Source organism: Xanthomonas sp. WHRI 7064, from assembly GCF_040202355.2.
GTDB lineage: Bacteria > Pseudomonadota > Gammaproteobacteria > Xanthomonadales > Xanthomonadaceae > Xanthomonas > Xanthomonas arboricola.
This window is the reverse complement of record NZ_CP167821.1, coordinates 4,482,302-4,495,812: the sequence shown is the minus strand read 5'-3', so window position 1 is coordinate 4,495,812 and position 13,511 is coordinate 4,482,302. Positions and strand designations below refer to the sequence as shown.

The following is a 13,511-nucleotide window of genomic DNA, read 5'->3' as shown; positions in this document are numbered from 1 at the left end:
CTCAGCCGCATGCAGATGTGCCCGATCGCCCAACGCCCTACTCAACCGCCCGGGTTGAACGATAGCGTGCGTCGCGTGGTCACCGGTGCGGCCACCGGTTCAAAGCGCCAGCGCTTGACCGCATTGAGCGCTTCGCGGTCGAACACGCGTGGCGGGGTGGCGCGCAGCACGCGCGAGGCGGTGATCGAGCCGTCGGTGCCGACGGTGATCTCCACCAGCACTTCGCCGGAGGTGCCGGCGCGCAGCGCTTCCGGTGGGTAACGCGGTGCCGGGGTGCTGATCGGGCGCAGCGACTGCGCGGCCGGTGCAGCTGCGGCAGTCGCCGGGGCCGGGCGCGGGGCGGCCGGGGTCGGAGCAGGCGTCGGGGTCTCGGCCTGACGGCGCGCCGCAGCCTGGCGTTCGGCCTCGGCGCTCTGCTGGCGGGCGGCTTCCTGTTGCGCGGCGATCTGCTGCGCAGCGGCCGCCTCGCGGGTCTGCTGCTCGGCCAGACGCTTCTGCTCAGCGGCCTGCTTGGCCTTGTCTTCGACCAGCTTCTTGGCCTGCTCGGCATCCTGCTCGGAGCGGCTGGCGGCGGTCTTCATGCCGGTTTCCAGGCCGCTCTTCAGGCGCGGCAGTGCCGGTGCCTTGGGGTCGACCTTTTCGATCAACGCGATCAGGCGCTGCGCTTCGGGGAATTCTTCGCGGCTGATGCCCTGTTCGGCGGCGATCAGCGTGTACGGCAGCAGATCGGTCAGCGCACTGTTGACGGTGGCGTCCTGCGGCTGCTTTTCACGCAAGGCCAGGTAGTACTCCACCGCGTTGTCGCCGGCCGGGGCGTACATGCGATTGTCCTGCAAGGCCTTGGTGGCCGATGCGCGCAACTGGTCGGCGGCCATCGATTGCACCTGCGGCGACACTGCCGTGGCCGGCGTCGGCGCGGCAGCCGGTGCCGCAGGCGTGGCGCCGGTGGCAGGCGCGGTGGTGGCGGCCTTGTCGTCCTGCTTGGAGCAGGCGGCCAGGCCGACCAACAAAATGACCGGCGCGATCCGGCGTGCCATACGGCCCTGTGTCAGATCCAACATGCGTCCCCCTTACCCCGATTGCGAAAGATGCTGCGGCGAGGCCGGCCATTGTTCCCGCAATGGACGGCAAAGCGGCAATCTAGCATTGCTGGGGCGGTCTAAGCCAAGGGGGGCGCCTGCCGGGTGCGAAATTCATCGCGCTCCGGTGGCCAGTGCGGCGTTGGCCGGCAGCCGCGTGGCCGGCTCGGGCAGCGGCGGCGCAGGGCAGTAGCGGTGCAGGAAGTCCGCATGCGCAGGCAGCCGCGCCAATGCGGCATCGACCCGTGTGCGGATGGTTTCCAGGAAATGACGAAGCTCGGCATCGCCCATCAGATCGGCCACCGGGTGGTGCTGCTTTGGCGTGATGCCCTGGCCCAGCATCACCTGCACCCAGGAATTTTCTGCAAACAGCTCGTTGGCCTGGTGGAACACCCGCCCGCTCTGGCGGAACAACTCCACCCGGTGCCGCAGCGTGTCGGGGATGTCCATCGCCGCGCAATCGCGCCAGAACGGCGTGTCACGGCGGTCGGTGGCATGGTAGTGCAGGATCACGAAATCGCGGATATGGGTGATTTCGGCGGCGGCCTGGCGGTTGTACTCGGCAATGTCGACATCGTTGATGACCTGCGGAAAGGTCTGCATCAGCCGGATGATGCCGCGCTGGATCAGATGGATGTTGGTCGATTCCAACGGCTCCAGGAAGCCGCTGGCCAGGCCCAGCGCCACGCAGTTCTTTTCCCACACCCGATGCCGCTGATTGGGCGTGAAGCGCAGTGCGCGCGGCTGGGTCAGTGCGCGGCCGCTGAGATTGCGCTGCAGTACCTGCGCGGCGCTGTCCTGATCCATGTAGCGGCTGGAGTACACGATGCCGTTACCGACCCGGTGCTGCAGAGGTATGCGCCACATCCAGCCCGCCTGATCGGCACGCGAGCGGGTGTAGGGCACCGGCGCGCCGACCGATTCGGTCTGCACCGCCAGCGCGCTGTCGGCGAACAGCCACTGCGACCAATCGTCGGTGCCCACGCCCAGCGTCTTGCCGATCAGCAGGCCGGCAAAGCCGGTGCAATCCAGGAACAGATCGCCTTCCACCCGCGTGCCGTTGTCCAGCGTCAGCGCGGTGAGATAGCCGCTGTGCGCGTCGGTCTCCACGTTGCCGATGCGGCCTTCGATACGCTGCACGCCGAAGCCTTCGCTGAAGCGGCGCAGGAAGCGCGCGTACAGGCCGGCATCCAGGTGGTAGGCGTAATTCATGCCGCCGTTGGGCAGATGCGCAAAGCGGCCTTCCTGCGCGGCACGCAGTTCCAGGCAGTAGTCGCCGAAGTCGCGCGCCACGCCACGTTGCCGGCCCTTCAACCAGAAATGCTGGAAGCCCGCGCTCCAGTGATCGGTGCCGGTGTGGCCGAAGGAGTGGATGTAGTGCCGGTCCACATCGCGCCAGTGTTCGAAGCCGATGCCCAGCTTGATGGTGGCCTGCGTGGCGGCCATGAACGCGGCTTCGTCGATCTCCAGCAGGCGGTGGAAGGTGACCAGGCTGGGGATGGTGGCTTCGCCCACGCCGACCGTGCCGATCTCGTCCGATTCCACCAGGGTGATCTGCAGGTGCCGGCCCAGCACTTTGGATAACGCGGCGGCGGCCATCCAGCCGGCGGTGCCGCCACCGGCGATGACGACGCGGCGCACCGGGCGCTGTTGTGGGTCGGAAGGGGCGGTGTCGGTCATGGCGTCAGATCCTCAGCGATTCAGGCGTTGCAGCAACCGCGCGCGCAGGCTGCGGGCACGGGCCTCGTCCATCGGCGCCAGGACGCCGCGCGCAGACTCCGGCATGTGTGCGGCGGTGTCCGCATCGGCATCGAACACGTAATGGTCGAACACGTCCCGCCAGATCGCACGTTGTTCCGCTGGCAGGTCGCGGACGGTGAGCAGCGCCAGCATCAGCGCGTTCATCGGCGAATCCATGTAGGCCGGGCTCTGCCGCCACCAGAAATTCACCAGCACGTTGAACGGCGTCAGCGCTTCGACGTGATGCCACCACATGCTCGGAATGAACAATGCATCGCCCGGTTCCAGCTCGGCCACCAGCGCGTGTTCCAGCGCCTGCGCATAGCGTGGAAAGCGCTGCAGGTCCGGCGCGGCAATATCCACCAGGCTGACCGGCTGACCGGCCGGGGTGAGATCGAGCGGGCCGATATACAGATTGGCCAGTTGCTGCGGCGGAAACAGGGTGAAGCGGCGGCGCCCGGCGACCACGCAGGCCAGGTTGTCGGGCAGGTCCTGGTGGGCGGCGATGCGGGTGCGGTTGCCGATCCAGATACTGGCCAGCGGCTCGCGCTGCGGCAGCGCGATCGGGTTGTGCGCGCGCAGGCCGGGCAGGTAGGTGTCCAGCGTGGTGGAGCCGACGTAGATCGCCGGTGGCTGCGGGTTGTGCAGATCGCGCAGCAAGGTCTCCAGCACCACGCCCAGCGGCACGCGCTCGGGGCGGAAATTGAAGCCGCTCATGTCCGCGTTGTAGAAGAAGCGCCCGCCGATGTCCGGCGGGCCGACCTGTGCCACCACCGCTTCACCGCGATCGAAACCGCGCAGGTAGGCGGCCGCCGCTTGCGCCGAGGTCGCGCCGGCCTGCGCCAATGGCCAGTCGCGCACCAGCCCGCGCAACACCAACGGCGTGGTGGAGCGCAGCACGGCCGGGTCCAGCTGCCGCGGGTCCAGCCCATGCCGTTCTTCGATGGCGCGCGGCTCAGCCAGCATGACGGCGCTGCATGCGGTCGAGCAGATGGCGGAACTGCGCGATCGAGGCCACCGCCATGTACAACGGTTCCAGATCGCCATGCCGATGCAGATCGAGCAAGGCCGCATCGTCGAGTGCGCGCAGGCGTTCCTCATGCACGGCGTAGAGCCCGGTCAGACGGCATTCCAGGCCGTTCTGCAGCGTGGCCTCGAACACGAACGGTTCGAGCAAGTCGTAGCCAAGCAAGCGGCCGACGAAGGCCTCGCTCGCGGCCAGGCCATCGTGCAAGGTGCGCAACACCTGGCTGATGTGGTCGAGAAACTCGGTGGTACCGCCGTGTTCGCGAAACAGCACCTCGCCTTCGCTGCGGCTGATGCGCGGGCTGTCCAGGTCCACGTGCACCATCGGCCCGTCCGCCTGCTCGCCGATCAAAAACGGTTGGCGCTGGATCGCCAGCGGCACGTACGGCGCATCCCAGCGCGCACCATCCAGGAACAGGTTCTCGCCCAGGCGTAATCCCAGCAATGCCAGCGGCTGAAAACTGCGCTCGCCGCTGCGATGGAACACGATCGGGTATTGCGCCTGCAGTTGGCGGAATTCCTGTGGAAAGGTCGCAGCCGACATCACGTCGTCGCCGTAGGCGGCGCCGTGTGCGGTGATCACGCGCAGGTCGCGGTGATCGAGATTGTTCAACAACACGGCATTGGTCATGGGGGGAAAGACACATCACGCGGGGCGCGTGGCCCATGCTTGGACAGTTGCTTCGGCATGGCAAGCCCCGGATGCGACACATCCGGGAAACGCCAGGAGAGCGCCGTGCGAACGCCCCGGCAGACTCACTGCCGGGAGCGCTTATAAGAACATCACTGCATGACCAACGCGCTGCATCACCAGAACTTGTAACGCACGCCCAGCATGTAGCGCGGGCCGGTCTGGGTGGCGTAGATGATCTGGTTCGGGTGACGGCCGTGCTGACGCTGCACCTCGTCGGTGAGGTTGATCGCCTCCAGGCTCAGCGACAGGTTCTCGGTCCACTGGTAACCGATGCTCAGGTCCAGCTGGCCATAGGCTTCGGTGTAGACCGGATTGGGCTGGCCGCTGCCATCGAAACGTGCGGCCAGGAACTCGTCGCGCCAGTTGTAGGCCGCACGCACCTGCCACTTGTCCCGGTCGTAGAAGCCGACCACGTTGGCCGAATCGCTCAGCCCTTCCAGCGCGAACTGCTCGCCGATCACGTAATTGTTGTAGGTCAGGCCGGAGTCGACCATGGTGTAGTTGGCCGACACGCCAAAGCCGCTGTCGCCGAACATGTGCTGCAGGTTGAATTCCCAACCGTCCAGCGAGGCCGAGCGCTGGTTGGCCGGCGCGGTGATGGCGAAGTTGGCCACCGGGTCGCCCGGCTGCCCGCTGATCACACCGGTGGCGTTGCCGTTGGAATCATCCTGCCCGCGCACCACACCCGGCGCACCGCCGCGGTTGCGGAAGATGTAGTTGCGGATGCAGGTCAGGTCGGCCGAGGCACAGCCGTTGCCCAGCGCTTCGTTCCAGTACGCACCACCCACCGGCGTGTTCAATCCCAGCGAGGAGTCGTTGCGCGTGGTTACGCCGATGTAGTTGTCGATGTTCTTGCGGAAGAAGCCCACCGAGGCGTAGCTGGCATCGCTGTAGTACCACTCCAGCGAAAAATCGATGTTGTGCGAGAGCAGCGGCTTGAGGCCGGGATTGCCTTCCTGGCCGGTGCCGCCTTCCAGGCGCGCGATCTGGTTGAGTGTCTGCCCGCCCTGGATGTCGCCCCAGCCGGGCCGGCCGATGGTTTCGCCGTAGCTGCCGCGCAGCACCAGATCCTCGGTGAGCTTGAAGCTCAGGTCCAGGCTGGGCAGCCAGTATTCGTATTTGCCGCTGCCGCTGGCGAATGCCGAGTCGGCCAGGCGGATCGGCAACTCGTTGTTGGCGACCCAGTCGATACCCACCGCCACCGGCACCAGTGCCTGCGCGTCCACCTTGGTTTCTTCGTAACGCACACCGGCGGCCAGGCTGATCGGCACGCGCAGATCGTCCCAGCTGTTGTTCCACTGCAGGTAGGCGTTCTTGGATTTTTCGGTGACGCGGCGGTCGGTGGTGAACACCGGCGAGGTGCGGTACAGCGCATCGTCGCCGGCCACCTGTGCAGCCGCCTGGCGGGCACGTTCGAAGTCGAACAGGAACAGCTGGTTGAACTGCGCCGGGTTGCCGCTGCCGTCGATCGCATCGAAGTACTGCGCAAACGAACTGGGGATCCACAGATCGTCCGGATAATCGGCTGCGGTGCCGGCACCGCCCCAGGTGTCGCGCTGCACGTTGGAGAACGCCGAGCGGTTCTTGACCTCGGTGCTGCCGATACCGAACTTCAACTGCGAATAATTTTCGAAGGTGAAGTCGCCGTTGACCTGGGCCTGGTCGATCTCCGACTTCATGTAGCTGTTGCGGAACGCCGAGCCGGTGACCAAGGTGCGCGACGGATCCAGCCCGGTCAGGCCAAAGCCCAACTGCTGCTGCAACACCGGGAAATCCTTGCTGAAATCCACCACCGAAGTGCCGCGGTAGAAACCGGACACGCCCAGCGAGTTGCTGGAACCGTACGGGCTGTCCGCACCGGCTTCTGCGGTGGAGCGGTGGATGTCGAAGTTGAGCTTGAACTGGTCGTTCACCGCCCAATCCACATTGAAGCCCAGCGACTTGTTCTGGTTGCGGGTGGCCGCATTGGAGCCGGCGGTGGCCAGATCGCTGGTGGCCGGATTGACGATTTCCGAATAGGTCACCGGCCCGGCGACCGGGCCATTGGTCCAGGCGCTGGCCGATGGCCCATAGTTGAACCACACCGACATCTCGTTGCGCTGCTGCTGGATCTTGTTTTCCGAGTACGTGTAATCCAGCGTGGTGGTGACGTTGTCCAGCGGCTTGTACTGCAGCGTCAACTGGCCGTTGGTGCGCTGGCGCTCCACACCGACCACGCGGTAGTTGAGGTTCTGCGGCACCGAATAGATGTCATTCGGGCCGGGGCGGTTGACGATGTTCTCCGAGCCCGGCGCACCCGGCTGCGGGATGGTGCCGTAGGCGGTGGAATCGCCGCGGAACGAACGCCAGCCGTTGGGCACGCCGACCTGGCTATAGCCGAAGTTGCGTTCCTGGTAGCTGCCGCTCAGCGATACACCGAAGCGTCCATCGGCCGAGGTGTTGCTGAAGATGCCGGAGATTTCCGGGGTCAGCGAATCGCCCTGCAGGCGTCCGGGCAGATTCTCGTTGGAGCTGTCGTGCACGCCCTTGAGGCCGACGTTGGCATGCAGGCCCGGGTTGTCCAGCGGCCGGCTGGTCTTGATGTTGATGGTCGCACCGATGCCGCCGGTGGGCGTGCTGGCGCGGCTGGTCTTGAACACCTCGATGCCGGAGATCGACTCCGACGCCAGGTTGGCGAAGTCGAACGCGCGCGAGTTGGAGGCGTTGGATTCCTCGATGCTGGCGCCCGGCATCTGCCGGCCGTTCAACAGCACCAGGTTGAAGTCCGGGCCGACGCCGCGCACGGTGACGCGCGAGCCTTCGCCCAGCGAACGGTCGATCGACACGCCACTGATACGTTGCAGCGATTCGGCCAGATTGGTATCGGGGAACTTGCCGATGTCCTCGGCCACGATGCCGTCGACGATGCCTTGCGCATCGCGCTTGACGTTCATCGACGAGGTGAGGCTGCCGCGGATGCCGGTGACCTGCACCGCATCGAGCGTGGCGGGGTCGGCCTGGCTCGCGCCGGGGACGGTGGATGCGGACTGCGGTGCCGGCGCGGTCTGCGCGGCCAGCGGCGTCGACAGGGCAAACAGCAGGGCAGACGTCAGACGCCGCGTGCGCGGCAGGGTGCGTGGCTCTCTCACGATGATTTCTTCCCCAAGTGAAGATAAGCCGGCCCCAGGCAGGACAGGCGAAGGTCGATGAAACAATCGTGCATTTGTGAGCGCAGGCTTAACCAAGTCAACTTGCACTGCAGCATCGGCCGCGAGCCAATCGCGTCACACATCGTTCCAGCCAGCACCACCGTGCGCGCACGCGCCGGTAGCGGGCTTGGTCGTACCATCGATCGCCAAGGTGCGCGCTGCGTACCATCCCCTGCCGAACTGGAGCGCACGATGATCGACCTGTACTACTGGCCCACCCCCAACGGCCACAAGGTCACCTTGTTCCTGGAAGAAGCCGGGCTGGACTACACGCTCAAGCCGGTCAACATCGGCAAGGGCGAGCAGTTCGAGCCGGCCTTCCTGCAGATTTCGCCCAATAACAAGATGCCGGCGATCGTCGACCACGCACCGGCCGACGGCGGCCCCGCGCAGAGCGTGTTCGAATCCGGCGCCATCCTGCTGTACCTAGCTGAAAAGACCAGCCGCTTCCTGCCGCGCGATGCGCGTGGCCGCATCGCCGCGCTGGAGTGGCTGTTCTGGCAGATGGGTGGGCTGGGGCCGATGAGCGGCCAGATGGGTCACTTCAACGTCTACGCGCCGGAAAAGATTCCCTACGCGATCGAACGCTACAACGCCGAGGTGCGTCGCCTGCATGGCGTGCTCGACAAGCGCCTGGCCGAGCAGGCGTTCCTCGCCGGCCCCGAATACGGCATCGCCGACATGGCCAGCTATCCGTGGATCGAGGTCTACGCCGACATCCGCCCCGATTACGCCGAGTTCCCGCACCTGAAGCGCTGGCACGACGCCATCGCCGCGCGCCCGGCCACGCAACGTGCGTACGCGCTCAAGGAACAGGTCAACCCCAACGCCGGCAAGCCGCTGAGCGAGGAAGAGCGCAAGCATCTGTTCGGCAAACGCTGAGGCAAAGCGTAGGAACGGTGGCGTAACAGTACATGCGGCGATAGCGACAACTATACAGTACATGCGGCGATAGCGACAACTATTGCAACTGCGCAGCAGCAACGACAACAGCAAATAGCATCAGGAATTAGCAGCGGCACGCGCTTGCATCAACCGGGTGTGCACAAACCCGGGCGCCTCGAGCCCCTCTCCCCCCGGGAGAGGGGTTGGGGTGAGGGTACGCAAGTGGAGCCAGACCCACCGCCCCCCCGTAACCTGCGCACCACGAAACGCGCATGCACCATCCGTAGCCCGCCAACTGCGACCATCAGCCCAAACGCACCTCTGCTCGCTAAAAACTGAGCGACAACAACCCCAGCACCATGCTGCAGTACACGCTCACAACCGTGCGCAGCCCTTCATCGCGCACGCGCAGCATCGCCGCGCTTCTCAAACACCCCATGCGCCCGCATCCTGTGTGCTATCTCAAGACAGGATCTTCGATGCGCGCCCTGTTCGCCGCCCTTGCCCTCATGCTCAGCACGCTCACCACCGCCCACGCCGAAAAGCTCACCCTCGATGCCATCACCGGCCCGTTGCCGTTGTCCGGCCCGACGCTGATGAAACCCAAGATCGCCCCCGACGGCTCGCGCGTGAGCTTCCTGCGCGGCAAGGACAGCGACCGCAATCAACTGGATTTGTGGGAGTACGACATCGCCAGCGGGCAGACCCGCCTGCTGGTCGATTCCAAAATCGTCCTGCCCGGCACCGAAACGCTCAGCGATGTCGAAAAGGCCCGCCGCGAGCGCCAACGCATCGCCGCCTTCGCCGGCATCGTCGATTACCAATGGGCGCCGGATGCACATGCACTGTTGTTCCCGCTCGGTGGCGAACTGTATCTGTACGACCTGCGCAAGACCGGCACGGCGGCAGTGCGCAAGCTCACCCATGGCGAAGGCTTCGCCACCGACGCCAAGCTCTCGCCCAAGGGCGGCTTTGTCAGCTTCGTGCGCGAGCGCAACCTGTGGGTGATCGATCTGGCCAGCGGCAAGCAGTTGCAGCTCACCAGCGACGGCAGCGAGACCATCGGCGACGGCGTGGCCGAGTTCGTCGCCGACGAGGAAATGGATCGCCACACCGGCTATTGGTGGGCGCCGGACGACTCGGCGATCGCCTTCGCGCGTATCGACGAATCCGGCGCGCCGGTGCAAAAGCGCCCCGAAGTCTATGCGGACCACACCGAAGTCATCAGCCAGCGCTATCCGCAGGCTGGCCAGCCCAATGTGGCCGTGCAACTGGGTGTGATCGCACCGCGCGCCAACGCTGCGCCGCGCTGGATCGAGCTGGGCAATAACCCCGATATCTATCTGGCACGGGTGGATTGGCGCGATGCGCAGCGGCTGACCTTCCAACGCCAGTCGCGCGACCAGAAAACCCTCGAGTTGATCGAAACCACGCTGGCCAGCGGCAAGCAACGCGTGCTGATCACCGAGACCTCGCCGACCTGGGTGCCGCTCCACAACGATCTGCGTTTTCTCAAGGACGGCCGCTTCATCTGGAACTCCGAGCGCAGCGGCTACGAGCATCTGTACGTGGCATCGGAAGACGGCCGCACGCTCACGCCGCTGACCTCCGGCGCCTGGGTGGTCGATGCACTGCTCGCCGTCGATGAGCAAGCCGGCACGGTGTATTTTTCCGCCAGCAAGGAATCGCCGACCCAGGCCCATCTCTATGCCGTGCCGCTGGCCGGCGGTGCGATCGAACAACGTTCGACAACCCACGGCACGCACGCCGCCAGCTTCGCCGACAACGCCAGCGTGTATGTCGACAGCTGGTCCAACACCACCACGCCGCCGCAGATCGAGCTGTTTCGCGCCAATGGCGAAAAAATCGCCACGTTGCTGAAGAACGATCTGGCCGATCCGCAGCACCCGTATGCCAGATACCGTGACGCGCAGCGCCCGGTGGAATTCGGCACGCTCACTGCTGCCGACGGCACCACGCCGCTGCAGTATCGCCTGATCAAACCGGACAACTTCGACCCGGCCAAGCGCTATCCGGTGATGGTGTACGTGTATGGCGGCCCCGCCGCGCAGACCGTGCTCGATGCCTGGCCAAGCCGTGGCGATGCGCTGTTCGATCAATATCTTGCGCAGCGTGGTTACGTGGTGTTTTCGCTGGATAACCGCGGCACCCCGCGACGCGGCCGTGCCTTCGGTGGCGCGCTGTACGGCAGGCAGGGCACTGTCGAGGTGGACGACCAACTGCAAGGCGTGGCCTGGCTCAAGGCGCAGCGCTGGGTCGATCCCACCCGCATCGGCGTGCAAGGTTGGTCCAACGGCGGCTACATGACGCTGATGCTGCTGGCCAAACACAGCGAGGCCTACGCCTGCGGCGTTGCCGGCGCACCGGTCACCGACTGGGGGTTGTACGACACCCACTACACCGAGCGTTACATGGACCTGCCGGCAGGCAACGCCGACGGCTACCGCGACGCACGCATCGCCACCCATCTGGACGGCCTGCGCGCCAAGCTGCTGCTGATCCACGGCATGGCCGACGACAATGTGCTGTTCACCAACTCCACCGCGCTGATGAGCGCGTTGCAGGCGCGCGGCACTGCCTTCGAATTGATGACCTATCCCGGCGCCAAGCACGGCTTGTCCGGCAGCACTGCCTTGCATCGCTACAAGACCGCGGAGGCATTCATCCAGCGCTGCCTGATGCCCTGAGCGGCCGGCGATCGGTGCCGGGGAGACGGACTGCAGCGGTAAACGGTCGCCGATGCCTGGCATCGGCGACATTCACCAGAGCGGTCGGGCAGGAGATGCGCGTTGTAGCGTGGACCTGCACGGGCCGCGCGGCGAGGGAAGCCGGCGCCAGGTGGACGCCAGCCGCAGGCACGGGTGATGGCGCTAGCAAATGCTGACATTCGCCAGCAGACCGCCGATCCAATCAACCTGGTAGCCGACCCGCAAGCGCCGCCGCACTCCTGCCGACCATGACCTAAGACGCATTGCCGCAGCCGCTGCGGATGGGTAGGGTCGCGCTACTCAACTTGCGGATCCGCCTCATGAAACCACTTGTTCTCGCCATTGCGCTGGCGCTCGGTGCTTCGCTGCCATTGCAGGCACAGACCGGCAAAGTCGCGCAGGCCCAACCTGCCACGCCGGCCTGGGTGCAGACCAGCAACGGCTACGCACAGATCCTGCTGAACGCGCAGGCGCCGTTCCAGCCCGAATACGCCAGCTTCTTCGGCGTGCCCGGCTACGACGACCAGGTCATCGACCTGGGGCCAAACAACGCCGCGCGCTACCGCGATGCGATGAACAAGGCGCGCGCCGCATTGCAGGCCAAGCTGGCCACCGAGCGCGACGTCAATGTGCGTCAGGACCTGCAGATCATGATCGCTGCGGCCGAGCAGAACATCGAAGGCAGCGAACTCAACGAGCGCTATCTGTTGCCATGGAACGATGCCCCGCAGCTGGTTTTCAGCGGCCTCAATGGATTGTTGTCCGACCAGACCGTGCCCGAGCGCCGCGCCAAGGCGCTGGATCGCCTCAAGCGTTACGTCGGCCTGGTGCCGGGCAGCACACCGACCACCACGCTGGCCCGCCAGCGCTACGAAGAACAGCTCGGCAACACCACCTTGCTGCAGCCCACCCAGCGCGAAGTGGAGCAGGCACTGGCGAACGTGGACACCTACGTCGCCGGCATCGGCGAGTTGTTCGCCAAGTACAAGATCGCCGGCGCCGACGAAGCGCTCAAGGCGATGTCCACCCAGTTGAAGGATTACGCCACCTGGACCCGCACCACGGTATTGCCGAAGGCGCGCAAGGACACCCGCCTGCCCGAACCGCTGTATGCCTTCCAGCTCAAGCAGGTCGGCATCGATATCGCCCCGCAGCAGTTGATCCAGCGCGCGCAGCTGGAATTCATGGAAACCCGCTCGGCGATGCGTCAGCTGGCGCCGCTGGTGGCCAAGGCCAAGGGCGTGCAGGGCAGCGATTACGTGCAGGTGATCCGTGCGCTCAAGGGCAACAAGATCGCCGACGACCAGCTGGAAACCCATTACCGCGGCGTGATCGACCAGATCGACCCGATCATCCGTCAGCAGCGCATCGTCGATGTGCCCAATCGTCCGATGCAGATGCGCCTGGGCAGTGCCGCCGAAAGTGCCGCGCAACCGGCACCGCACTTCCTGCCGGCACCGCTGATCGGCAATACCGGCCAGCAGGGTCAGTTCGTGCTGCCGCTGGGCAACCCGACCGCCGATGGTGCCAAGAAGGAACAGTACGACGACTTCAACTTCGGTTCGGCCGCCTGGACGCTCAGCGCGCACGAAGGCCGCCCCGGCCACGAGCTGCAGTTCACCGCCATGGTCGAACGCGGCGTGTCGCTGGCGCGCAGCCTGTTCGCGTTCAACTCGGTCAACGTCGAAGGCTGGGCGCTGTACGCCGAAGCCGAAATGGTGCCGTACGAACCGCTTGACGGCCAGCTGATCGCCCTGCAGTTCCGCCTGTTGCGCGCCGCCCGCGCCATGCTCGACCCGATGCTCAACCTCGGCCTGATCGACCGCGAACGCGCACGCCAGGTGCTCGAGGACGACGTCGGCCTCTCGCCAGCGATGACCCGCCAGGAACTGGACCGCTACACCGTCCGCGCTCCCGGCCAGGCCGGCAGCTACTTTTACGGCTACACCCGCATCCTCGAATTGCGCATGCGCACCGAGCTGGTCCTGGGCAAGAAGTTCGACCGCCTGGCCTTCAACAACTTCCTGCTCGATCAGGGCCTGCTGCCGCCGGACCAACTCGCCAAGGCGGTGGAGACGCAGTTCATTCCGGCGCAGCAGGGTAAGCGCTAACTCATGGCCTACGGGTAACGTTCGCCATGGTGGCTGCGGCATTCAACCAAACGGAAGCA

The 13,511-nt window shown here is 65.7% G+C and carries 8 protein-coding genes; 3 read left to right on the top strand and 5 right to left on the bottom strand.

Annotated elements, in window-relative coordinates; genetic code table 11:
* Window positions 1-41: 41 nt before the first annotated feature.
* The 5 genes from ABQY74_RS19165 to ABQY74_RS19145 form a co-directional block, all read right to left on the bottom strand.
* Window positions 42-1,061, bottom strand: a complete 1,020-nt coding sequence (locus tag ABQY74_RS19165; RefSeq protein WP_016904635.1) for an energy transducer TonB — start codon at window positions 1,059-1,061, stop codon at window positions 42-44.
* 132 nt (window positions 1,062-1,193) lie between these two features.
* Window positions 1,194-2,759, bottom strand: coding sequence for a tryptophan halogenase family protein (locus ABQY74_RS19160; protein WP_349794035.1), 1,566 nt, complete (start codon window positions 2,757-2,759; stop codon window positions 1,194-1,196).
* Window positions 2,760-2,771: 12 nt separating this feature from the next.
* Window positions 2,772-3,785: a cupin-like domain-containing protein gene (locus ABQY74_RS19155; protein ID WP_349794037.1), complete on the bottom strand. Its 1,014-nt coding sequence runs from the start codon at window positions 3,783-3,785 to the stop codon at window positions 2,772-2,774.
* On the bottom strand, window positions 3,775-4,476 hold the full coding sequence (locus ABQY74_RS19150; protein ID WP_349782800.1) for a SapC family protein: 702 nt from the start codon (window positions 4,474-4,476) through the stop codon (window positions 3,775-3,777). The genes ABQY74_RS19155 and ABQY74_RS19150 overlap by 11 nt, the downstream gene beginning before the upstream one ends.
* 176 nt (window positions 4,477-4,652) lie before the next feature.
* The gene (locus tag ABQY74_RS19145) at window positions 4,653-7,667 is read right to left on the bottom strand and encodes a TonB-dependent receptor (protein WP_349794039.1); all 3,015 of its coding nucleotides are present in this window, start codon (window positions 7,665-7,667) and stop codon (window positions 4,653-4,655) included.
* Between the two features lie 252 nt (window positions 7,668-7,919).
* Between ABQY74_RS19145 and ABQY74_RS19140 the strand changes: the two genes are divergently transcribed.
* From ABQY74_RS19140 to ABQY74_RS19130, 3 genes are all read left to right on the top strand, one after another.
* A complete protein-coding gene (locus ABQY74_RS19140; RefSeq protein WP_016902799.1) occupies window positions 7,920-8,609 on the top strand; it encodes a glutathione binding-like protein in 690 nt (229 codons plus the stop codon).
* 482 nt (window positions 8,610-9,091) lie between these two features.
* Entirely contained in the window at window positions 9,092-11,320 is a 2,229-nt protein-coding gene (locus ABQY74_RS19135; RefSeq protein WP_349794041.1) for a S9 family peptidase, read from the top strand.
* Between the two features lie 341 nt (window positions 11,321-11,661).
* Complete coding sequence (locus ABQY74_RS19130; protein ID WP_181109827.1) at window positions 11,662-13,452, top strand: DUF885 domain-containing protein; 1,791 nt, start codon at window positions 11,662-11,664, stop codon at window positions 13,450-13,452.
* Window positions 13,453-13,511 lie beyond the last annotated feature (59 nt).

Excerpts from the sequence above, each read along its gene's own strand:
- ABQY74_RS19165 (WP_016904635.1), bottom strand. The coding sequence starts at position 1,061 with ATGTTGGATCTGACACAGGGCCGTATGGCACGCCGGATCGCGCCGGTC.
- ABQY74_RS19160 (WP_349794035.1), bottom strand. The coding sequence starts at position 2,759 with ATGACCGACACCGCCCCTTCCGACCCACAACAGCGCCCGGTGCGCCGC.
- ABQY74_RS19155 (WP_349794037.1), bottom strand. The coding sequence starts at position 3,785 with ATGCTGGCTGAGCCGCGCGCCATCGAAGAACGGCATGGGCTGGACCCG.
- ABQY74_RS19150 (WP_349782800.1), bottom strand. The coding sequence starts at position 4,476 with ATGACCAATGCCGTGTTGTTGAACAATCTCGATCACCGCGACCTGCGC.
- ABQY74_RS19140 (WP_016902799.1), top strand. The coding sequence starts at position 7,920 with ATGATCGACCTGTACTACTGGCCCACCCCCAACGGCCACAAGGTCACC.
- ABQY74_RS19135 (WP_349794041.1), top strand. The coding sequence starts at position 9,092 with ATGCGCGCCCTGTTCGCCGCCCTTGCCCTCATGCTCAGCACGCTCACC.
- ABQY74_RS19130 (WP_181109827.1), top strand. The coding sequence starts at position 11,662 with ATGAAACCACTTGTTCTCGCCATTGCGCTGGCGCTCGGTGCTTCGCTG.